Origin of the sequence: Hafnia sp. (assembly GCF_036648275.1) — a bacterium.
In the GTDB taxonomy this organism is placed as follows: Bacteria; Pseudomonadota; Gammaproteobacteria; order Enterobacterales; family Enterobacteriaceae; genus Hafnia; species Hafnia alvei.
In genome coordinates this window covers 91039-112465 of record NZ_JAVXIQ010000003.1, presented here as the reverse complement: position 1 = coordinate 112465, position 21427 = coordinate 91039, and the positions used below count along the sequence as shown (strand labels likewise).

Below are 21427 nucleotides of genomic sequence, written 5' to 3'. Positions count from 1 at the left end.
CTGGTGTCTGTATCTGGTAGCAAATTTTGAGGTGTTATGAGTTCCCTAACTCCCACGTTTAAATGCAGCTGGTTGCCCTATGCGCTGGTGGCTCCACAGCTTTTAATCACCGCGATTTTCTTCCTGTGGCCTGCGGGTGAAGCGCTGTGGTATTCGGTACAAAGCCTTGATCCTTTCGGTCTCTCCAGTGAGTTTGTCGGTTGGCAAAACTTTGTTTCGCTTTGGCACGATCCCTACTATTTGGGCGCGTTTCGTACCACGTTATGGTTTAGTGGCTTGGTCACGTTTTTTGGCTTGGTGCTGTCGCTATTTTTTGCCGCGCTGGTGAATCATGTTTTGCGTGGCCGCCGCATTTATCAAACCTTGTTTATCTTGCCTTACGCGGTTGCGCCCACTATCGCTGCCGTGCTGTGGATGTTTTTGTTTAATCCGGGGCTGGGGTTGGTATCGCATTTTCTTGGCGCGATGGGCTATAACTGGAACCATGCACAAAACAGCGGTCAGGCCATGTTTTTGGTGGTGCTGGCCTCGGTATGGAAACAGGTGAGCTATAACTTCTTGTTTTTCCTCGCCGCATTACAGTCTGTTCCTAAGTCTTTGCTTGAAGCTGCCGCCATCGACGGTGCGGGGCCGATTCGTCGATTCTTTCATATTGTGTTGCCGCTGATTTCTCCGGTGAGTTTCTTCTTGCTGGTGGTTAATCTGGTTTACGCCTTCTTCGACACCTTTCCGGTTATTGATGCAGCCACCGGCGGTGGTCCAGGGCAATCCACAACGACGCTGATTTATAAAATCTACCGTGAAGGATTTGCGGGGCTCGATCTTTCCAGCTCAGCTGCGCAGTCGGTGGTTCTGATGCTGATGGTCATTGCGTTAACCCTGATCCAATTCCGCTACGTTGAGCGTAAGGTACGTTACCAATGATTGAGAACCGCAAAGGCCTAGATGTGTTTTGTCACATTATGCTGGTGTTGGGCGTGATGGTGATTTTATTCCCTCTGTATGTGGCGTTCGTTGCCGCAACGCTTGATAAGCAACAGGTGTTCGACGTACCGATGACGCTGATCCCCGGCTCCCAACTGTGGCATAACGTTTCGCAGGTTTGGCATCAGGGGGTAGGCAGCGCTGGAGCGCCGTTTGGCATTCAGTTGATGAATAGCTTTATTATGGCGCTCGTGATTACGGTGGGGAAAATTACGGTGTCGATGCTTTCAGCATTTGCCATTGTCTATTTCCGTTTTCCATTGCGTAACCTGTTCTTCTGGTTGATATTCATAACCTTAATGCTGCCGGTCGAGGTGAGGATTTTCCCTACGGTAGAAGTGATGGCAAACCTAAATCTGATGGATAGCTACACGGGATTAACTCTGCCGCTGATGGCTTCGGCAACCGCCACGTTTTTATTCCGACAGTTTTTTATGACGCTACCGCATGAGCTGCTAGAGGCTGCGCGTATCGATGGTGCTGGGCCGATGCGCTTTTTCCGCGATGTACTGTTTCCTCTCTCTAAAACGAATTTAGCGGCGCTGTTTGTCATTACGTTTATCTATGGGTGGAATCAATATCTTTGGCCGCTGCTGATAACCAGCGATCCCTCAATGGGAACGGCGGTTGCGGGTATCAAAAGCGCTATCTCCAGTGGAGAAAGTGCAACGCAGTGGCAACTTGTGATGGCCGCATTGCTGATGACGCTATTACCTCCGCTGTTGGTGGTATTGGGCATGCAGCGCTGGTTCGTCCGTGGTCTGGTTGATAGCGAGAAATAACTGAATGGCACGTTTAAAATTACAGACCGTTAGCAAAAGCTATGACGGCAAGAATGCGATAATCAAAGGTATCGATTTGGATGTCGCCGACGGTGAGTTCATCGTGATGGTTGGCCCGTCAGGCTGTGGGAAATCGACGCTGTTGCGGATGGTCGCTGGGCTTGAAGAAACGACCGGCGGTGATATTTATATCGATGACGACCGCGTGACGCATAAAGAACCTAAAGATCGTGGCGTGGCGATGGTGTTCCAAAACTATGCGCTTTATCCGCACATGAGCGTATTTGATAACATGGCCTATGGCCTGAAAATTCGTGGTTTGGGCAAAGAACTCATTCGCACCAAGGTAGAAGAAGTGGCGGCCATTCTTGAATTAGAGCCGCTCTTAAACCGCAAGCCAAGCGAGTTGTCCGGCGGGCAACGCCAGCGAGTCGCGATGGGGCGCGCAATCGTGCGTGAGCCCGCGGTATTCCTGTTTGACGAACCGTTATCCAATCTTGATGCAAAACTGCGCGTTCAGATGCGTCTTGAGCTGCAACAGTTGCACCGCCGCTTAAAAACGACCAGCCTGTATGTGACGCATGATCAGGTTGAGGCCATGACGCTCGCCCAGCGCGTGATTGTGCTTAACAAGGGTGTCGCTGAGCAGATAGGAACGCCGACCGAGATTTATCATCGTCCGGCCAGTCGTTTTGTCGCTGGTTTTATGGGATCGCCTGCGATGAATCTGCTTGATGGTCAGATTAGCGCCGACGGACTGACGTTCGAGGTTAACAATGGCCCGCAGCTGTGTTTTGAACACCCACTGAGCAAGCTGGCAGGGCAAACGCTGACGCTTGGTATTCGCCCTGAACATCTGCGTCGTGCGGCTGAAGCAGAAGCTGGAAACTCGTTTACGGTAATGACGCTGGAGCTGCTGGGCGCCGATAATCTAGCGCACGGGCAGTGGGGTGAACATGGTGTGATCCTGCGCTTGCCGCATCAAATCCTGCCTGAGTCAGGAAGCGAGCTGCGATTGGTTTTGCCACAGGAAAACCTGCATTTCTTCGATATAACAACCGGTTTGCGCATCGAGCCGTGAACCAGAAGTAAAGCCTTTATGGCGGAGTAAAAGATGACAACATATTGGCCCTATCCAAAAATTATCGCCCACCGCGGTGGTGGCAAATTGGCGCCAGAGAACACCTTAGCGGCCATTGATATTGGCGCGGAGTATGGGCATAAAATGATTGAGTTTGATGCCAAGCTCAGCGCCGATGGGCAAATTTTTTTGCTGCACGATGATAATCTAGAACGCACCACTAACGGTTGGGGCGTCGCCGGTGATTTGCCTTGGGAAAAATTGGTGAGTCTCGATGCCGGAGGCTGGTTTGGTCGCGCGTTTCGCGACGAACCTTTGCCGCTGCTCTCTCAGGTTGCCGATCGCTGTCGTGAATTTGGCCTAGCGGCGAATATTGAGATTAAACCAACGACTGGCGTTGAGCGTGAAACAGGCCGCGTCGTTGCGTTGGCTGCAAAAACGCTGTGGGCAACGCACCCAGTTCCGCCTTTGCTCTCCTCTTTTTCGGTTGAGTCATTGGCCGCGGCGCAAGAGGCTGTTCCTGAATTGCCACGTGGTTTGCTGCTTGAAACATGGGATGAAGAGTGGTTGGCGTTAACCACGCGCTTAGGCTGCGTTTCATTGCATATCGATCACAATGAGCTAACGGCGGAACGCGTTGCGGATATCAAAGCTGCGGGGCTGCGTATTCTGGTGTATACGGTGAATAACCCGAAACGCGCCCGATTGCTGCTGGATTGGGGTGTTGATTGCATCTGTACTGATAAAATTGATGTGATTGGTGCTGATTTTGCAGATCGTGAATCCGTTTAAATTGGAGAGCTGACCCCACCCCAGCCCTCCCCTTCGCAGGGGAGGGGGCCGTTCGGTGATGTTTGTAAGAATCTCGATCTGCTCCTCCCCCTGCTAAGGGGGAGGTTGGGAGGGGGTCATTCAATATATACGACCTACTGCCCACCGTTATTTTTTCTATTCTGATCCACGGTATTCTGCTGGTTCAGCATTCTTTGATTATTCACTTTTTTCTGCTGATCCATCTGATTAAGTTGTAGCTGCTGTTGACGTTGCTGGCGATTCTGATTATTGAGCATGCGTTGCTGATTGTTATTCTGCCACTGCTGATCGGCATTCAGACGCATGTTTTCATTCACCTGGTGTATCTGCTGCGCTTGGTTATCTCGCTGGATTTGAGTTTGCGTATTACGCAGCTGCTGTTGATTGAAGCTGTTGTTTTGGTTTTGGAAACCTTGTTGCTGTTGTTGGATCATTTGCTGTTGCTGCTGTATGACGGCCGACTGCGCATAGGCATTTGCACTGCAAAAAAGTGACAATGGCGAAAGTAACAGGGCGGGGAGCACAGCACGAATTAGGTTTTTCATAAGACCTCCTGTGATGCTATTCCCTTAAGTCTATGGCATTTCGCCTTGGTTTGCGTGGCAAGAGAAGGGAAAAATGAGCGAATAAATACCATGAATTTTCGGAATCGCTCGTTTAGTTCTTGCATTTCTGGCTAAAAACCGCAATCTCTTGGTGGTCTTTAGGTTGTTGTGTTCCACGGTTTTAGCAACAATTCCATATGCTTAATGCGGTTTTTTGTCAGTAACATGTTCGTTACAATGCGGGCAATTTGAATACAGTAATGGAATGGTGTTATGGAACAGTTTGTCGTTATTTCAGTTGAGCAGGCACAGCAAAAGTTACAACAATCGGGTGTCGCGTTGGTTGATATTCGCGATCCGCAGAGCTATGCCGCTGGGCATGCCGAAGGCGCATTTCATCTGACCAATGAGACGTTGCAAAACTTTATGCAAAACAATGAATTCGATACACCGGTGATGGTGATGTGCTATCACGGTAATAGCAGCCGTGGCGCAGCACAGTATTTGCTGCACCAAGGATTTGAAGAGGTATACAGCATCGATGGCGGATTTGAAGCATGGGCCCGTGCTTATCCGCAGCAGGTCGAGAGCTCATCCCTGTAGCGCCTATTAGGCATCAAGTATGGTGCCCATTTTAACAAGCAGGTATTCATGGTTCGTATTATTTCCCTGCCTAACCCAAGGCTGGCGCAGGCGTTTATTGATTATATGGCGACGCAGGGCGTGCGTTTAGAGCTAGAAGTGCACAACGACGAAGTTGTGCTGTGGCTCGCCGACGATGCCCAACAGGCGCAGGTTGAACAAGAGCTTGCACGTTTTCTGCAAGAGCCTTTACATCCGCGTTATCAGGCAGCCAGCTGGCATGCGGGATCAACGCACAGCGGCTTGAAATATGGCAGCTTTAGCTACCTGAAAAGCTTTACCCGACAGACCGGCCCCTTAACGGTTGGGATCACGGCAATCTGCGTGGTGGTCTATTTGTTAATGCTGCTATTGGGCGATGAGACAGTCATGAACTGGCTGGCGTGGCCCGCAGATTCAAGCCAATACTTTCAGGTTTGGCGCTGGGTTAGCCATGCGTTTCTGCATTTCTCTGCGGTGCATATCATCTTTAATCTCATGTGGTGGTGGTATCTTGGCGGGCAGGTTGAGAAACGCTTAGGTGCTGGCAAACTGTTGCAAATTGCGTTAGTTGCGGCCTTTATGAGCGGCTGGGCGCAGTCACTGTTTAGTGGTTCTAATTTTGGTGGCCTGTCTGGCGTCGTGTATGCATTGATGGGCTATGTGTGGTGGTGCGGTGAACGAGCTCCGCAAATGGGTATTAACATGCCACGTGGCCTGATGGTTTTTTCAGTGCTATGGCTGGTGGCCGGACATTTTGAATGGTTTGGAATGTCGGTCGCAAACGGTGCGCATATTGCAGGCTTAGTGATTGGATTGTTGATGGCATTTTGGGATGCTCATCATCAGCGCAAGACATCAGCGTAAGAGCAACGTCTAACCGCCGGACATCCGGTAACTCAGGGGAATTGATGTGAAGCAGACACAGCGCCATGACGCGATAATCGATCTCGTTCGCCAGCAAGGATATGTGAGCACGGAGGAATTGGTCGAGCACTTTGCGGTGAGCCCGCAGACGATTCGCCGCGATCTGAATGACTTGGCGGAGCAAAACAAAATTCAGCGTCATCACGGTGGCGCAGCACTGCCATCCAGCTCGGTGAATGCGGCTTATCACGATCGCAAAATCATGTGGTCGGCGGAAAAAGCGCGTATTGCGCAGCACGTTGCCAGCCTGATCCCCGACGGTGCCACGCTGTTTATTGATATTGGCACCACGCCGGAAGCGGTCGCGCATGCATTGCTAAATCATCGTAATTTGCGTGTCGTCACCAATAACCTCAACGTTGCTACTTTGCTGATGGGCAAAGAAGATTTTCGGTTGATACTGGCGGGTGGCGAAGTGAGAACCCGTGACGGTGGCATCATGGGTGAAGCTACGCTAGATTTTATCTCTCAGTTCCGTTTGGATTACGGCATTCTCGGTATCAGCGGTATTGATATGGATGGCTCACTGCTGGAGTTTGATTACCATGAAGTGCGCACCAAGCGCGCTATCATCGAAAACTCACGCTGCGTAATCTTAGTTACGGATCACTCTAAATTTGGTCGTAATGCGATGGTGAATCTAGGCAACATGGATCTCATTGATTACCTGTTCACCGATGAACAGCCACCGGCCAGTATTCAGAAAATCATCGAGCAGCACGAAGTTCAGCTCGAAATCTGCTAAGCCTTTTCCTCTCTATTTCTAAACGCACAGAGCCAGTTTGGTCTGTGCGTTTTGCTTTGCCTTTTCCCCTCGCTTTTTAATGTGCCCTAGATTCCAAAAGCGCTTGCAGCGCTGTAAGTCTCGCGAATTTCTCTGAATCGGTTTCGCAGTTACGTGCGGCTGTCCTTGAGTCAATTTTAAGCTCCAATAAATTGTTATTGATGGTTTATTAATCGATAAAATTAACCTATTAGGTTATATTGCTAAGGAGAGCAGATGGAGAAGCGAACGCCGCATTGTAGCTTGGAAAAGGTACGGAACTTGCTTGGGAAGGGGATGGTTAGGATAACCAAATCAGCGCACCGCGATGCTGAACTGATGCATTTTGGCCTAGCTGATATGTATCGCGTTGTCTGTGAGCTTTCGCCTCAAGAGTTTTATAAGAGTATGACAACTTACGATGACCATCGCATCTGGCAGGATGTTTACCATTGCCATCTGGACAAGGTGTCTCTCTATGTGAAATTAACGGTTGTTGATGATGTTCTCATCGTTTCGTTTAAGGAGTTAAATCATGCACTGCCCTGAATGTGGTTCGAAAAATACGATTAAAGATTACCGTGACATCCCATTTACCTATAAAGGGCAGTCTACAGTGGTTAAAGCTGTGGGGGCTGATTGGTGCTTAGACTGCGGTGAAGGCGTGATTTTTAAAGAAGAGTCTCTGCGTATCGACAGCATTTTGACGGAGTTCAACAAGCAGGTTAATGCTTCCATCATCGATCCTGAGTATGTGGTGGCGATGCGAAAAAAGCTGAACCTTTCCCAAAGTGAAGCGGGTGAGATCTTTGGTGGCGGTGTAAACGCGTTTTCGCGCTACGAAACGGGCAAGGCGCTGCCCCATGTATCGACCATCAAGCTGTTAAAACTGCTTGATAAGTATCCAGAATTGCTCGAAGAAATTCGTAACTAACCTTCCTCTTTCGACGCCTAAGCTTATCAGCTTGGGCGGCTATACTTCCTAATACCCACACAGTATGTAATTTTATTATCTCTTAACTGTTATCTTCATCACGCTGAAATGTTTTTGTTTGGTTAATTTCTGGCGCTAATGTTTGTTTGTGAGTATTATAATGCTCGCAAACGAACATTATTCGATTGTTTTTCTATCATCAACGACAAAATTAGAACTGTTTCGAGCATCCGGAGGGGAAAGTGGAAACCAAAGACTTGATCGTTATCGGTGGTGGCATTAACGGTGCCGGTATCGCTGCGGATGCGGCAGGACGCGGGCTTTCCGTTCTGATGCTGGAGGCTAAAGATTTGGCCTGTGCCACGTCATCTGCGAGCTCCAAATTAATCCACGGTGGCCTGCGCTATCTGGAGCACTATGAGTTTCGTTTGGTGAGCGAAGCCTTGGCAGAGCGTGAAGTTCTGCTGAAACTTGCGCCGCATATCGCCTTCCCGATGCGTTTCCGCTTACCACATCAGCCACATTTGCGCCCAGCTTGGATGATCCGTACAGGCCTGTTCCTTTACGATCATTTGGGTAAACGTACCAGCTTACCAAGCAGCAAAGGCCTGCGCTTTGGCCCTGAATCAGTCTTGAAATCCAGTTTAACGCGTGGGTTTGAGTATTCAGATTGCTGGGTTGATGATGCTCGTTTGGTGCTGTTAAACGCGCAAGAAGTGGTGGTGCGCGGTGGTGAAGTTCGCACTCGCACTCAGGTCACTCGCGCCTATCGTGAAAATGGATTGTGGGTGGTTGAAGCCAAAAACGCAGATACGGGTGAAGTCTTTACCTGGCGTGCCAAAGGTCTGGTGAATGCCACCGGCCCATGGGTAAAACATTTCTTCGATAATGGATTGGAGCTGAAATCTCCTTATGGTATCCGTCTTATCAAAGGCAGCCATATTGTGGTTCCTCGTGTCCATAATCAGCCGCAGGCTTATATCCTGCAAAACGAAGATCATCGTATTGTTTTTGTGATCCCGTGGATGGATGAGTTTTCTATCATCGGGACTACCGACGTGGAATATAACGGCGATCCGCATGATGTGAAGATTGATGATAATGAAGTGAATTACCTGCTGAAGGTTTATAACGATCACTTCAAGAAACAGTTGAGCAAAGACGACATCGTCTGGACTTATTCCGGTGTGCGTCCGCTGTGTGATGACGAATCAGATTCGCCACAGGCGATCACCCGTGACTATACGCTCGACGTGCACGATCAGGATGGCAAAGCGCCGCTGCTTTCCGTATTTGGCGGTAAGCTCACCACCTATCGCAAACTGGCTGAACATGCGCTAGAGAAACTGTCTGGTTATTACGATAACTGTGGTCCTGCATGGACTAAAAATGGTGTATTGCCGGGGGGCGATTTAGGCACCGATCGTGATAGCTATGCCGCGCAGCTGCGTCGCCGCTTTACGTGGTTGCCGGAAGCGTTAGCCCGCCGCTACGCACGCACTTACGGCACTCGCGCTGAACAACTGATCGGAACCGCACAATCGCTGGAAGATCTGGGCGAGCACTTTGGCCATCATCTGTATGAGGCTGAGCTACGTTATCTGGTTGCCGAAGAGTGGGTGGTTGAGCTTGATGATGCGATCTGGCGCCGTACCAAGTTAGGTATGTGGCTGGATGATGCCCAGAAACAGCGCGTCGCGCAGTGGCTGGCAAAGCATAAGTCATAACATGACCCCACCCTAACCCTCCCCTTCGCAGGGGAGGGAACTGTTCGGTGATGGTTGAAAGATCCTCGATCTGCTCCTCCCCCTGCGAAGGGGGAGGTTGGGAGGGGGTCTTTTCTTCGTTCTCTACAATTTCACCGCTTTAATATTCCATATCTCATCCGCGTACTCCTGAATCGTTCGGTCAGACGAGAAATACCCCATATTGGCGATATTCATCACCGCGCGGTGCGTCCATTCAATTGGCGTTTTATAAAGCTCATCCACTTTATCCTGTGTATCAATATAGCTACGGTAATCCGCCAGTAGCTGATAGTGATCGCCGAAGTTCACCAATGAATCAAAGAGGCTTGCATAGCGGCGTGGATCTTCAGGGCTGAATGCGCCCGTCGCAATTTGGGTGAGTGCTTGGTTTAGCTCAGGATCCTGTTCGTAGATTTGGCGCGGGTTATAGCCATTATTACGCAGTGCTTCAACCTGCTCGGTGGTATTGCCGAAGATAAAGATATTCTCTTCACCTACGTGCTTGAGCATTTCCACGTTTGCGCCGTCTAACGTACCGATGGTCAATGCACCGTTGAGCGCAAATTTCATGTTGCTGGTACCCGATGCTTCGGTGCCCGCGGTAGAAATCTGTTCTGAAAGATCGGCGGCTGGAATAATCATCTGAGCCAAACTGACGCCATAGTTAGGGATGAAAACAACTTTGAGCTTGCCTTTGATGCGCTCATCGTTGTTGATCACTTTCGCTACATCGTTGATCAAATGGATGATTTGCTTGGCGTTGTAATAGGCTGAGGCGGCTTTACCGGCAAAGATCTTCACCCGTGGTGTCCAATCGTTTTCAGGATCTTGCAAGATACGATTGTAGTGGGTGATGACATGGAGCACGTTCAGCAATTGGCGCTTATATTCGTGGATCCTTTTGATCTGCACGTCGAATAGCGCATTAGGATCTAGCACCACATTAAGCTTTTGCGCGACGTATACGGCGAGCTGCTTTTTATTGTGCAGTTTGGCCTGTTGCACACCACGAATGAACGTAGGGTAGTCGATGTGTGCTAACAGCTCATTAAGCTGGCTTAAGTCGGTGCGCCATCTCTGTCCGATGTTTTCATCCAACACTTTTGACAGCGGTTGGTTAGCCAGAGCCAACCAGCGACGTGGCGTTACGCCGTTAGTTTTATTACAGAAACGGTTCGGGAATAGGCGAGCAAAATCGGCAAACAGCGATTGCACCATCAGTTCGGAATGCAGCTCAGATACGCCGTTTACCTTATGGCTGGCAATCACCGCCAACCACGCCATACGCACGCGACGCCCATTGGTTTCATCGATAATAGAAACGCGTGACAGCAACGCATCATCATTAGGATATTGCTCTTTCACGTCTTTCAGGAAATGGTCGTTGATCTGGAAAATAAGCTGTAGATGGCGCGGTAAAATTTTGCCCAACATGTCTACCGGCCACGTTTCGAGGGCTTCGCTCATTAACGTATGGTTGGTGTAGGAGAAAACCTGCACCACGATGGACCACGCTTTTTCCCACGTGAATTTATGATCGTCAATGAGCAGCCGCATCAATTCAGGAATCGAAAGCACCGGATGAGTATCGTTCAGGTGAATGGCAATTTTCTCGGCGAGATTCTCTAAGGTGTGATGCGTTTGCCAATGATGATGGAGAATATCTTGCACCGTCGCGGAGACGAGGAAGTACTCCTGACGCAGGCGCAGCTCACGGCCTGAATAGGTTGAATCGTCCGGATAGAGCACGCGAGACACGTTTTCCGAGTGGTTTTTATCCTCCACTGCGGCAAAGTAATCGCCCTGATTAAACTTACCTAAATTGATTTCGCTACTGGCGCGCGCTGACCATAAACGCAGAGTGTTAGTCGCATCGGTGTCAAAGCCTGGAATAATTTGGTCAAAAGCCAGCGCCAGCACTTCTTCAGTTTCCAACCAGCGGGCGCGATTGCCTTCTTGCTGAATACGGCCACCGAACCGAACTCGATAGCGCGTGTTATGCCGCACGAACTCCCACGCATTGCCGTATTCCAGCCAGTTATCGGGTGATTCCGCCTGCTGTCCATTCACGATGTTCTGCTTGAACATACCGTATTCATAGCGGATACCGTAGCCGCGTGCCGGTAGGGCGAGCGTCGCCATAGAATCCAGAAAACAGGCCGCTAACCGACCAAGACCACCGTTGCCAAGACCCGGGTCGATCTCTTCATCGATAAGCTCTTCAAGGTCGAGCCCCATTTCATCTAAGGCTTGTTTGGTTTCGTCATATACACCCATCGCCATTAAGGCGTTAGAAAGCGTCCGGCCAAGCAAAAACTCCATAGAAAGGTAGTAAACCTGACGTACATCCTGTGAGAACTGAGCGCGTGTGGAACGCAGCCAGCGCTCGACCATTCTGTCTCGCACCGCGAATAGCGTGGCGTTTAACCAGTCATGCTGGTTGGCGATGGACGGATCTTTACCAACCACAAACATCAGTTTGTAAGCAATCGAGTGTTTAAGCGCCTCGACGCTGACAACGGGCGAAGTATAGCTAAACGGTGAAGTCATAATCAGTACACCCCGATAATGAAAAATATGGGTTACAGCATCGATGGCAAGTCATGCAATTGGCACCATCAATGCCGATGAATTCTGTATCTGGCTAAAGTCGGTGGTAGAGATCCATATAGCTCACGGCCGCTTTTTCCCAGCTGAAGTTTTGCGCCATGGCTTGGCGCTGCACGTAGCGCCACAGCGTTGGCCGCGTCCAGAGAACAAAGGCGCGGCGTAGCGCATTCGACAAATCTTTGGCATCACAGTCATTAAAGACAAAACCGCTGGCGCTGCCTTCGGAGAGATTTTCCAGCGAGCAGTCGTTCACCGTGTCGGCTAAGCCGCCGGTATGGCGCACCAATGGCAGGGTGCCGTATTTAAGTCCGTATAGCTGGGTTAGCCCGCAGGGCTCAAAGCGGCTCGGAACTAAAATAACGTCGGCACCCGCAATGATTCGATGCGAAAAGGCTTCGTGATAGCCGATTTGCACGCCAACCTGACCGGGATAGGCAGCTGCAGCGGCCAGAAATGCCTCTTGCAAAGGAGCATCGCCCGCGCCGAGAAGCGCCAGCTGTCCGCCGCCGTTTAATAGCGTGGGCAGCGCTTCAAGCACCAAATCCAATCCCTTTTGGCTGGTTAAACGGCTGACAACCGCAAAGATCGGTTTCTCCGGATCGACGTCTAACCCCATGGCGGTTTGCAGATGCTGTTTGTTTAGCGCCTTCTCTTTGAGATTTTCCCGCTGATAACAGTTGGCGATGAGTTTATCGGTCGCGGGATCCCAAATAGCATCATCAACCCCGTTGAGAATACCGCTGAGCCTGCCTTCCCGTTCAAGCTGCTGTAATAGTCCTTCCATGCCATAGGCGAATTCAGGGCGGGTGATTTCTTTCGCATAGGTAGGGCTGACCGTCGTGACGTGATCGGCGTAAAATAGCCCGGCTTTTAAGAATGAGATTTGGCCATAGAATTCCAGCCCATAAATCTGGAAGAAATCCTGCGGTAGATACAGCTCAGCCATGTGATGGGCAGAAAATAAGCCCTGATAGGCAAGATTGTGCACGGTAAATACAGAGCGAGCTGGGCGACCACGCGCCGCCAGATAAGCACAGGCAAGGCCTGCATGCCAATCATGAGCATGAACTACCTGTGGACGCCAATAGTGATCACAGCCGCTGGCCAGCTCTGCCGCAACCCATCCCAGCAAACCGAAACGCCGATGGTTATCTGAGTAGGCATACATCGCCTGATCGTGATACGGGCTGCCGGGGCGGTCATAAAGATGCGGGGCATCAATCAAATAGATACCAACGCCCTGATAATGACCAAAGCGTAGCGTAACGCGACCGGCGAATGTATCCAGCGTAGCGACTTCATGTGTTTCAGGGATACCCTCTTTCAGCGCCGGAAAACCAGGGAGCAGAACGCGGACATTCGCTCCCTGAGCAATTTGCGCAGCAGGCATTGCACCGACAACGTCGGCTAATCCACCTGTTTTTAGCAGGGGAAACAGTTCGGAACAGACGTGCAATACGTACATCGGTAGTCCTCAGTCAAATTGGGCGCGAGCTCCCGTCAGCCTTTCTGTTTGCAGGGAGTCACACCCAAAATTTCATCTCATAAACGAGCCAGCATTTCGCGCGTGACCAAGACAACCCCGCCTTCAGAACGGTAAAAACGCTTGCTGTCTTCTTCTGCATTTTCTCCAATCACCATGCCTTCAGGCAGAACGCAGGCGCGGTCGATAATGCAGCGGCGTAGGCGGCATGAGCGGCCAATGTTGACGTCAGGTAATAAAACAGATGAATCAATGGTGCAGAACGAATTAACGCGAACCCGAGGGAACAGCACCGAGTGAACGACCACGGAGCCGGAAATAATGCAGCCGCCCGACACCAGAGAATTCATGGTCATCCCGTGGCTGCCTGAGCGGTCCTGAACGAACTTGGCGGGCGGCAGCGATTCCATATAGGTGCGAATTGGCCAGCGTTTGTCGTACATGTCGAGTTCTGGCGTGACCGAAGCTAAATCGAGATTGGCGCGCCAATAGGCGTCCAAGGTTCCAACGTCGCGCCAGTACGGGGCAACGTCGTGCTCGTCGGTGCTGGTGACGCAAGAAAGCGTGAAGGGATGCGCCCACGCTTTTCCCTGCGCGGTAATTTTGGGGATCAGGTCTTTACCAAAGTCGTGGAAGGAATCCGTGAGACTCATGTCTTCTTCCAGCAGCTGATAAAGATATTCTGCGTTAAACACATAAATACCCATGCTGGCGAGCGACATGTCTTCATTGCCGGGCATAGCGGGTGGATTCTGTGGTTTCTCCAGAAACTTCAATATCTGGTGATCGTCGCCAACTTCCATCACGCCAAATTCGCTCGCTTCACTACGCGGCACGGGGATACAGGCCACGGTACATTCGGCACCGCTCTCCACGTGGTCGATCAGCATGCGCGAATAGTCCATTTTGTAGATATGGTCGCCAGCCAGAATGACCACAAATTCAGCATCATAGCGCCGAATGATATCCAGATTTTGGTACACCGCATCGGCGGTTCCTTTGTACCAGTGTTCTGAGGCATCGCGCTGCTGAGCGGGCAGGAGATCGACAAACTCATTCATTGACTCGTTCAGGAATGACCAGCCACGCTGAATATGCTGCACCAAGGTATGCGAGTGATATTGGGTGATTACCCCAATGCGACGAATGCCTGAGTTGATGCAGTTTGATAGCGCAAAATCGACGATACGAAATTTACCGCCAAAGTGAACGGCCGGTTTCGCACGCGTTTTGGTGAGATCCTTCAAGCGAGAGCCGCGGCCACCTGCCAGAATCAGGGCCACAGACTGCTGAGGTAATTGACGGGCCAACATCAACTGGTTCTGATTTTCTGACTTAACCATTTCTGACTCCTTGTTTTTATGCGTGCAGTCCGCTCTTTAGGCCTTGGACTGCGCGTTGTAGGGCTATGAACGAATCAGTACGCATATGCTGTGTGCAGGCATGACCACGCGTTCAGTGTTGTTTACGGTATCCAATGCGTTGAATGGCGCAGACGCTTGCCAATGACCCGTAGGAAGGCAAACCTCTGCGTCGTTCTGCGCTGGATTCACGATCATTAACCAGTCGCCAGATAGCTGAATCTGTAGCAGTGACGGAGCGATAGCCTGCCATTCATCGGGCGTGAGCGGTTGCGCATGGGCATTCAGCCAGACAACGTTGCCATCGTTTTCATCCCACCACCGGTTGGCGCAGAGCGCGGGAATGCGCTTGCGCAGCTGAATCAGCGAGGCGGTGTACTCCGTTAACGCGGTATCTGCGCAGGACCAATCTAGCCAAGCGATTTCATTGTCTTGGCAGTACGCATTGTTATTGCCTTGCTGACTGTGGCCCATTTCATCACCGGCCAGAATCATCGGTGCGCCTTGTGAGAGCAGTAGCGTGGCGAGCAACGCCCGCTGGCTCCGGCTTCTTCGGCGCTGAACGTCTTCATCGGCGTCTATCCCTTCCACGCCGTGGTTGTTGCTGTAATTACTGTTAGTGCCGTCGCGGTTTTCCTCGCCGTTCGCCAGATTGTGTTTGTCGTTAAAACTCACTAAATCGTGCAGGGTAAAGCCATCGTGAGCGGTGATTTGGTTGATACTCGACGACGGCGCGCGCCCGTGATGGCGAAATAACTGGCTTGAAGCCGCAAAACGCTCTGCAAACGCGCCTGCGCTGATAGAGCCTTGCAACCAAAACTGACGAACTTCATCCCGATAACGATCGTTCCATTCCGAAAAGGTGAGAGGAAAATGCCCAAGCTGGTAGCCATTAGGGCCGATATCCCACGGTTCGGCGATGAACTTCACCCGAGAGAGAACAGGATCTTGGGCGATGGTAATAAACAACGGCGCATGCCGATGAAAATCAGCGTTGCGCCCAAGCACGGTGCCTAGATCAAAGCGAAAACCATCCACATGGCACTCTTCAACCCAATAGCGCAGACAGTCCATGACCCACTGCACGCTATGCGGCTGCGTTAACCTCAGCGCGTTGCCACAGCCAGTCCAGTTTTCTAACGCACCCTGCGCGTTTCGCCAGTAATAGCTGCGGCTATCGATGCCGCGCAATGACACCATCGGGCCGGTTTCGTCCAGCTCGGCGGTATGGTTAAACACCACATCCAGAATGACTTCAATTCCGGCGGCGTGTAGCGCTTTGACCGCGTCGCGAAACTCACTCAGCGCGGTAGTTTTGCTGCGGCCAGAGTGAAAGCTAGGCTCGATGGCAAAAGGGGCGAGAACGTTGTAGCCCCAATAGTTGGTTAGGCCGATTTTCTGTAGACGAGGCTCATCGGCATGCAGTTGCACCGGCAGCAATTCCAACGCGGTAATACCCAATCGCTTCAAGTATTCAATCATCACTGGATGTGAGAGGGCGGCGTAGCTGCCGCGTAATTCCTTTGGAATCCCAGGATGTTGCTGGGTAAGTCCGCGCACATGAGCTTCATAAATCACGGTATCCCCCCATAAAACATGAGGGGGGCGATCGTTTTCCCAATCGTAGGTTTCTTCATGCACGATGCAGTGTGGAACGACGTCACGGTCGTCCCGCCAGTCTGGCTCGTGTAGGCCGCCACACAACCGATCGTCCAACGGCAATGTGCCCGTGAGTTCGCGAGCGTAAGGATCGATCAGTAATTTAGCGGGGTTAAAGCGCTGGCCCTTTTCAGGACGCCACGAGCCATGAACGCGATAACCATATTCCAACCCCGCTTTTGCCCCAGGTAACAGCCCGTGCCAAACGTCGCCGCTGCGTGCTGGAAGCTCGTAGGATTCCTGATGCCCAGTTTTGTCAAAAATGCAGAGCTCAACCCGCGTCGCGTGAGACGAGAAGAGCGCAAAATTAACGCCTTCAGGCGTGATGTGGGCTCCCAACGGGCCCGGATTACCGGGTTTTAGCATCAGACACAGCCTCCGAGGATGGCGCTGGTTGAGGCGCTAGCTGTAAATAGAGCGTTGCCAGCGGTGGCACGGCGATCTCGATAGAATATTGACAGCCGTGGCTGCCAACGGATTGGCTATCGACGCCACCCTGATTGCCAAAATTACTGCCGTGGTAATAGTAAGAATCGGTGTTCATGATTTCTTGATAGTGCCCTGCATGCTCAACACCGATGCGATAATTCTCGCGTGGTACCGGCGTGAAGTTGCTGACAACCAAAACTTCGTTGCCTGTTTCATCGCGGCGAACGAAGGCAAACACCGAATTCTCATGATCGTCGACGACGCGCCAGTGGAAACCGCGCGCATCACAATCCCAGCGATGCAGCGCTGGATAGTCGCGATAGCAATGATTGAGATCGCGCACTAGACGCTGTACGCCGTTGTGCCAGTTGTCTTCACCTTCCAGCAAATGCCAGTCAAGGCTGGTCTCGAAATTCCATTCGCGGCCTTGGGCAAATTCACAGCCCATAAACAGCAGTTTTTTGCCCGGATGAGCCCACATAAAACCGTAGTAGGCGCGCAGGTTGGCAAATTTTTGCCATGCATCGCCGGGCATTTTGTCGAGCATGGAGCGCTTGCCGTGCACGACTTCGTCATGCGACAGCGCCAGGACGAAGTTTTCACTCCATGCGTACAGCAGGCCAAACGTCATTAAATTATGGTGATATTTACGATGGACCGGATCGAGCTTCATGTAGTCCAGCGTGTCGTGCATCCAGCCCATATTCCACTTGTAGTGAAAGCCTAGACCGTTGGCGTCGGGCGGCAGTGTAACGCCGGGGAAGTCGGTGGACTCTTCTGCCATAGTGACGGCGCCGGGGCGCTGTTCGCCGATGGTTTTATTGGTATAGCGCAGAAAATCGATGGCTTCGAGGTTATGGTTTCCGCCGAAACAGTTTGGGATCCATTCTCCCTCTTTGCGGCTGTAATCGCGGTGGATCATCGACGCAACGGCGTCTACGCGCAGGCCGTCAATGCCGTAACGCTCCATCCAGTACAGCGCGTTTCCGGCTAAAAAATTGCGTACTTCGTAGCGGGAATAGTTATAAATCAGCGTGTTCCAGTCCTGATGATAGCCTTCACGCGGATCTGAATATTCATATAAATCGGTGCCGTCGAACTCTGCCAGCCCCCAAGTATCGCTAGGGAAATGGCCGGGAACCCAATCCAGCAGTATGTTGAGCCCCGCTTCATGGGCTTTATCCATAAAGTAGCGGAAGTCTTCTGGCGTACCGAAACGGCGGGTTGGCGCGTACATGCCCAGCGGCTGATAGCCCCATGAGCCATCGAATGGGTGTTCGTTAATCGGCAGCAGTTCGATATGAGTGAAGCCCATGTCTTTGACGTAGGGCACCAGCTGTTCCGCCATTTCACGATAGCTGAGCCAGAAGTTGTTATCGCTGTGGCGTCGCCATGAGCCCAAATGCACTTCATAGATGGAAACCGGTGCGTTGAGCTGATTAGCCGCGCTGCGTTTTTCATCTGGCGGAACTTTGTCTGGCAATGGCGTCACTAGCGAAGCGGTGTCTGGGCGCATTTGCGCTTCAAAGGCATAGGGATCGGCTTTAAGCACGGTGTTTCCATGCGCATCGATAAGCTCGAATTTATACAGCTGCCCCGCCTGAACGCCGGGAATGAAAAGCTCCCAAATGCCGCTCTCTTGTCGGATACGCATGGGATGGCGGCGGCCGTCCCAAAAATTAAATTCACCAACCACGGAAACCCGCTGCGCATTCGGTGCCCAAACGGCAAAGCTGACGCCGCTGATATCAGCCAGATGCGTGGGGTGGGCACCTAAACTTTCATAGGGGCGTAGATGCTTGCCTTCGGTGAGCAGCCAATTATCGACTTCGCCGAGTAAAGGGCCAAAGCGGTAGGGATCTTCGATGATTTGTTGATGATCGTTCCACGCGACGTTGAGCAAATAATCAAACGGATTTTTACGGCGCGGCAACAGGCCAGTAAAAAAACCACGTTCGTCGATCAGATCAAGCTGAGCAACCATACGCGTTGTTTTTCGGTCGAGCACCTGTACGGACGTTGCATCAGGCAGCAGAGCGCGTACCACCAAACCTTTGGAGGTTTGATGCATGCCTAAGATAGAAAAAGGGTCAGCACAATGACCCGCTAGAAGCTGTTGCAGCATTTGACTGCTGGGAAGTACGGACATGGCATTCTTCCTTAGATTCACAGCATGAATCCATCATTCAATCATTCGTTTCTGAATAATTGCTAATAGACATCATGCCCGCCATTCAGAATATTTTTTGTGAGTGTTACTCGATAATTTTTGAGTAAAAACACAAAGGCACAAATCGCTACAGCATCACCGCCTGCTGGCTTTTTTATTGGGTGGCTAACTTATAAATTAACCATTTTTAAGCATAGCCAGCTTTTCTAGATACATTTGCTAAACGGAGGGTTATTTTTTGTGATAACGAATGGGAAAAAAGAATTAGCGGAAAAGTAGACCGCGAAAATGGTTTTCACGGTCTATTGGCAGAGACGCTGAGTTAAGCCGCCGAAACCTTGCGGCGGCGTTTATCTAAATCGCTGATAAGCAGATTAATATCAGGATCGCTAAACATCTGCTCTAGGGTTTGGGTAAGCTTACGCCGCCAGTTAGGATACTGGTCACTGGTACCCGGAATATTGACGGGCTTTTCCATATCCAGCCAATCTTCTGGCTGTAGACCCAGTAAAGCGCTGGCGCTATCCGCCACGTAACGCTGCAAACCACGGTTGAGAACCGGACTCATGGCTAAGCGGTCAGCTCGGCGTCCAACCTTTTGCGGTATACAGCCGTATTGATGCAGGCCATCCAGCAATCCTTGCTTAGCTGCCTCGCGATCCTGATGCAGTTTTCTCAGCACCTCAAGATCGGGATAAAGCCCCAGCTCCCTGCCTAAATGTAAATCATCGGCTTGCCAATAGCCGCGTAGCGTTGGCAGATCGTGGGTGGTGATGGTTGCCATCGCCTGTACGGTGTATGACTGCGGTGCGCGGAAGCTGTTTTCCTGATCGTGCTCAAAATAGAGAACTTTGTAGGAGTAGACGCCACAATCACGCAGTTTAGCGATGATTTCAACGGGCACCGTGCCGAGATCCTCACCGATAACCATGCACTGATTGCGCTGGCTTTCTAGCGCTAAAATGGCCAGTAAATCATCAACCGGATAGCGCACATAGGCGCCTTTATCGGCGGTTTCGCCATAGGGGATCCACCACAGGCGCAGCATCGACATCACATGATCGATACGTAATGCGCCGCAGCAGGTCATGTTAGCACGCAGCATATCAATGAACGGCTGATAGGCCCGCGCAGCCATAACGTGGGGATCCATCGGCGGAAGCCCCCAGTTTTGCCCCAGTGGGCCAAGAATATCCGGCGGTGCGCCTACCGAGGCTTTCAGGCAATACAGCCCGGTTTCACCCCAGGTTTCAGCGCCACCTTCGGCTACGCCAACGGCGAGATCGCGGTACAGACCAATCGGCATCTTTTGTTGCTGGCAAACTTCGAAACATTCTGAAAGCTGGCTGTACGCGAGCCATTGCAGCCAGAGGAAGAAATCGACTTTATCCGCGTGCTGACGGCAAAAATCGGCTACGCCGCTGCTGTCTGCGCTGCGCAGATTATCTGGCCATACTGGCCAGCCCCACATGGTGGGATCTTGGGCATTCAGATGCGCATGTAATGCATCGAACGCCGCTTGCTGGTACAGGCTATGACCGCCTTGTTCAACAAACTGACGGAACGCTTTCAGGCGCTTACTGCTGCTTTTCTGCTGGATAAATGCGGGGAATGCGCGCTGTAGCGCATTGATCTTCAGTGAGATAACGCTGGAATAATCGACCCATTCGCTGGCGCGAGCTTCGCTTAGGCGTCGCTGCGTTTCGGTATTGTTCCACCACGCTTGTGCTTCGTCACTGAGCTTAAACTCTTCCACTTGATTGACATCAATGTAGGCCACGTTCAACCAGCGACGCGAGGATGGGCTGTAGGGGCTGGCGCTTTCTGGGTTAGCAGGGTAGAGCGAGTGGATCGGATTGAGGCCGACAAACGCCCCTCCACGCTTCGCCACGTTTAGCACCATCTGTTTGAGATCGCCGAAATCGCCGATGCCCCAATTATTATCAGACCGCAGCGTATAAAGCTGTACGCAGGCACCCCAAAGTTTACGGCCAGTCAGCAAGGCGTCTGGCTCATAACAGCGTTGAGGTGTCACGATAATCTGGCAAGTCCACTGCTGCGTTTCATCACTTAACGTGAGCTGATGATAGCCCAGCGGTAGATCGCGGGGCAGAGTCAGCGTTTTGCGTCGCTGTATTTTTCCTTGGAGATTCCCTTGTAGATTCTCTTGGCGATTAGTGCCGCTATGCGCTGGTTTGTCAGACGAGTGGGCTTCTAACGCGAGCGCCCAGGTGTATTCTCCGGTGGTATGGAGATTGAGAATGCATGGGCGTCCTTGGGTAAACACCATCACCGGCGGAACCGGTGAGCCGACCTGAGTCGGCGTAAATGGATGCATCGCTTCCAGCAGGCGCTGCTTGGTTTCCGCACTGATCGCCTGTTGTTTGCCATGAGCATTGATATAGCTGGCCGCGATACCGGCTTCCGCCGCCAGACTTTCCAGCAGCTTCCGCTCGGCCTGCTGATGCTCCGTTATTTGTTCCATTGGTGGCGTTGTTTTCTCTTGCATGGAACAGC

Annotated in this window: 17 protein-coding genes; 10 read left to right on the top strand and 7 right to left on the bottom strand. The window is 51.4% G+C overall.

The genetic code is table 11. The features are described from left to right. The first annotated feature begins 36 nt into the window (after positions 1 to 36). The 4 genes from ugpA to ugpQ are packed head-to-tail and all read left to right on the top strand — an operon-like array spanning position 37 to position 3639. Positions 37 to 924, top strand: a complete 888-nt coding sequence (ugpA, locus tag RSC70_RS04645) for a sn-glycerol-3-phosphate ABC transporter permease UgpA (protein WP_025799382.1) — start codon at positions 37 to 39, stop codon at positions 922 to 924. After that, on the top strand, positions 921 to 1766 hold the full coding sequence (gene ugpE / locus RSC70_RS04640) for a sn-glycerol-3-phosphate ABC transporter permease UgpE (RefSeq protein ID WP_025799379.1): 846 nt from the start codon (positions 921 to 923) through the stop codon (positions 1764 to 1766). The genes ugpA and ugpE overlap by 4 nt, the downstream gene beginning before the upstream one ends. A gap of 4 nt (positions 1767 to 1770) precedes the next feature. Further along, positions 1771 to 2847 carry a sn-glycerol-3-phosphate import ATP-binding protein UgpC gene (locus RSC70_RS04635; protein WP_234618317.1) on the top strand — a complete coding sequence of 359 codons (1077 nt, stop codon included), beginning with the start codon at positions 1771 to 1773 and terminating at the stop codon, positions 2845 to 2847. A gap of 33 nt (positions 2848 to 2880) precedes the next feature. Beyond that, complete coding sequence (gene ugpQ / locus RSC70_RS04630; RefSeq protein WP_046360074.1) at positions 2881 to 3639, top strand: glycerophosphodiester phosphodiesterase; 759 nt, start codon at positions 2881 to 2883, stop codon at positions 3637 to 3639. Between the two features lie 134 nt (positions 3640 to 3773). Here ugpQ and RSC70_RS04625 read toward each other — a convergent pair whose 3' ends face one another. Continuing rightward, a complete protein-coding gene (locus tag RSC70_RS04625; RefSeq protein WP_332541841.1) occupies positions 3774 to 4205 on the bottom strand; it encodes a hypothetical protein in 432 nt (143 codons plus the stop codon). A 273-nt stretch (positions 4206 to 4478) separates the two neighbouring features. Here RSC70_RS04625 and glpE point away from each other — a divergent pair, with 273 nt between their 5' ends. The 6 genes from glpE to glpD all read left to right on the top strand — a co-directional run bounded on the left by glpE (position 4479) and on the right by glpD (position 9177). Continuing rightward, positions 4479 to 4808: a thiosulfate sulfurtransferase GlpE gene (gene glpE / locus RSC70_RS04620; RefSeq protein WP_040046471.1), complete on the top strand. Its 330-nt coding sequence runs from the start codon at positions 4479 to 4481 to the stop codon at positions 4806 to 4808. Positions 4809 to 4856: 48 nt separating this feature from the next. Continuing rightward, positions 4857 to 5693: a rhomboid family intramembrane serine protease GlpG gene (gene glpG, locus RSC70_RS04615; RefSeq protein ID WP_332541840.1), complete on the top strand. Its 837-nt coding sequence runs from the start codon at positions 4857 to 4859 to the stop codon at positions 5691 to 5693. A gap of 46 nt (positions 5694 to 5739) precedes the next feature. Next, the gene (locus tag RSC70_RS04610) at positions 5740 to 6498 is read left to right on the top strand and encodes a DeoR/GlpR family transcriptional regulator (RefSeq protein ID WP_025799366.1); all 759 of its coding nucleotides are present in this window, start codon (positions 5740 to 5742) and stop codon (positions 6496 to 6498) included. A 255-nt stretch (positions 6499 to 6753) separates the two neighbouring features. Further along, entirely contained in the window at positions 6754 to 7065 is a 312-nt protein-coding gene (locus RSC70_RS04605) for a type II toxin-antitoxin system MqsR family toxin (RefSeq protein WP_332541839.1), read from the top strand. Continuing rightward, positions 7052 to 7450 (top strand): type II TA system antitoxin MqsA family protein, encoded by a 399-nt coding sequence (locus RSC70_RS04600; RefSeq protein WP_130971711.1) that lies wholly within the window; start codon positions 7052 to 7054, stop codon positions 7448 to 7450. Before RSC70_RS04605 ends, RSC70_RS04600 begins: the two co-directional genes overlap by 14 nt. 242 nt (positions 7451 to 7692) lie before the next feature. Next, positions 7693 to 9177, top strand: coding sequence for a glycerol-3-phosphate dehydrogenase (gene glpD, locus RSC70_RS04595; protein WP_282807593.1), 1485 nt, complete (start codon positions 7693 to 7695; stop codon positions 9175 to 9177). A gap of 123 nt (positions 9178 to 9300) precedes the next feature. Here glpD and glgP read toward each other — a convergent pair whose 3' ends face one another. From glgP to malQ, 6 genes are all read right to left on the bottom strand, one after another. Further along, entirely contained in the window at positions 9301 to 11748 is a 2448-nt protein-coding gene (glgP, locus tag RSC70_RS04590) for a glycogen phosphorylase (RefSeq protein WP_332541837.1), read from the bottom strand. A gap of 94 nt (positions 11749 to 11842) precedes the next feature. Further along, on the bottom strand, positions 11843 to 13273 hold the full coding sequence (gene glgA, locus RSC70_RS04585; RefSeq protein ID WP_130998184.1) for a glycogen synthase GlgA: 1431 nt from the start codon (positions 13271 to 13273) through the stop codon (positions 11843 to 11845). A 77-nt stretch (positions 13274 to 13350) separates the two neighbouring features. Beyond that, positions 13351 to 14634 (bottom strand): glucose-1-phosphate adenylyltransferase, encoded by a 1284-nt coding sequence (gene glgC, locus RSC70_RS04580; RefSeq protein ID WP_025799356.1) that lies wholly within the window; start codon positions 14632 to 14634, stop codon positions 13351 to 13353. A gap of 63 nt (positions 14635 to 14697) precedes the next feature. Further along, positions 14698 to 16677: a glycogen debranching protein GlgX gene (gene glgX / locus RSC70_RS04575; RefSeq protein ID WP_234618692.1), complete on the bottom strand. Its 1980-nt coding sequence runs from the start codon at positions 16675 to 16677 to the stop codon at positions 14698 to 14700. After that, a complete protein-coding gene (glgB, locus tag RSC70_RS04570; protein ID WP_332541836.1) occupies positions 16661 to 18889 on the bottom strand; it encodes a 1,4-alpha-glucan branching protein GlgB in 2229 nt (742 codons plus the stop codon). Before glgB ends, glgX begins: the two co-directional genes overlap by 17 nt. A 343-nt stretch (positions 18890 to 19232) precedes the next feature. After that, on the bottom strand, positions 19233 to 21395 hold the full coding sequence (malQ, locus tag RSC70_RS04565; protein WP_332541908.1) for a 4-alpha-glucanotransferase: 2163 nt from the start codon (positions 21393 to 21395) through the stop codon (positions 19233 to 19235). Between the last annotated feature and the right edge of the window lie 32 nt (positions 21396 to 21427).

Excerpts from the sequence above, each read along its gene's own strand:
- ugpA (WP_025799382.1), top strand. The coding sequence starts at position 37 with ATGAGTTCCCTAACTCCCACGTTTAAATGCAGCTGGTTGCCCTATGCG.
- ugpE (WP_025799379.1), top strand. The coding sequence starts at position 921 with ATGATTGAGAACCGCAAAGGCCTAGATGTGTTTTGTCACATTATGCTG.
- RSC70_RS04635 (WP_234618317.1), top strand. The coding sequence starts at position 1,771 with ATGGCACGTTTAAAATTACAGACCGTTAGCAAAAGCTATGACGGCAAG.
- ugpQ (WP_046360074.1), top strand. The coding sequence starts at position 2,881 with ATGACAACATATTGGCCCTATCCAAAAATTATCGCCCACCGCGGTGGT.
- RSC70_RS04625 (WP_332541841.1), bottom strand. The coding sequence starts at position 4,205 with ATGAAAAACCTAATTCGTGCTGTGCTCCCCGCCCTGTTACTTTCGCCA.
- glpE (WP_040046471.1), top strand. The coding sequence starts at position 4,479 with ATGGAACAGTTTGTCGTTATTTCAGTTGAGCAGGCACAGCAAAAGTTA.
- glpG (WP_332541840.1), top strand. The coding sequence starts at position 4,857 with ATGGTTCGTATTATTTCCCTGCCTAACCCAAGGCTGGCGCAGGCGTTT.
- RSC70_RS04605 (WP_332541839.1), top strand. The coding sequence starts at position 6,754 with ATGGAGAAGCGAACGCCGCATTGTAGCTTGGAAAAGGTACGGAACTTG.
- RSC70_RS04600 (WP_130971711.1), top strand. The coding sequence starts at position 7,052 with ATGCACTGCCCTGAATGTGGTTCGAAAAATACGATTAAAGATTACCGT.
- glgP (WP_332541837.1), bottom strand. The coding sequence starts at position 11,748 with ATGACTTCACCGTTTAGCTATACTTCGCCCGTTGTCAGCGTCGAGGCG.
- glgA (WP_130998184.1), bottom strand. The coding sequence starts at position 13,273 with ATGTACGTATTGCACGTCTGTTCCGAACTGTTTCCCCTGCTAAAAACA.
- glgC (WP_025799356.1), bottom strand. The coding sequence starts at position 14,634 with ATGGTTAAGTCAGAAAATCAGAACCAGTTGATGTTGGCCCGTCAATTA.
- glgX (WP_234618692.1), bottom strand. The coding sequence starts at position 16,677 with ATGCTAAAACCCGGTAATCCGGGCCCGTTGGGAGCCCACATCACGCCT.
- glgB (WP_332541836.1), bottom strand. The coding sequence starts at position 18,889 with ATGTCCGTACTTCCCAGCAGTCAAATGCTGCAACAGCTTCTAGCGGGT.
- malQ (WP_332541908.1), bottom strand. The coding sequence starts at position 21,395 with ATGGAACAAATAACGGAGCATCAGCAGGCCGAGCGGAAGCTGCTGGAA.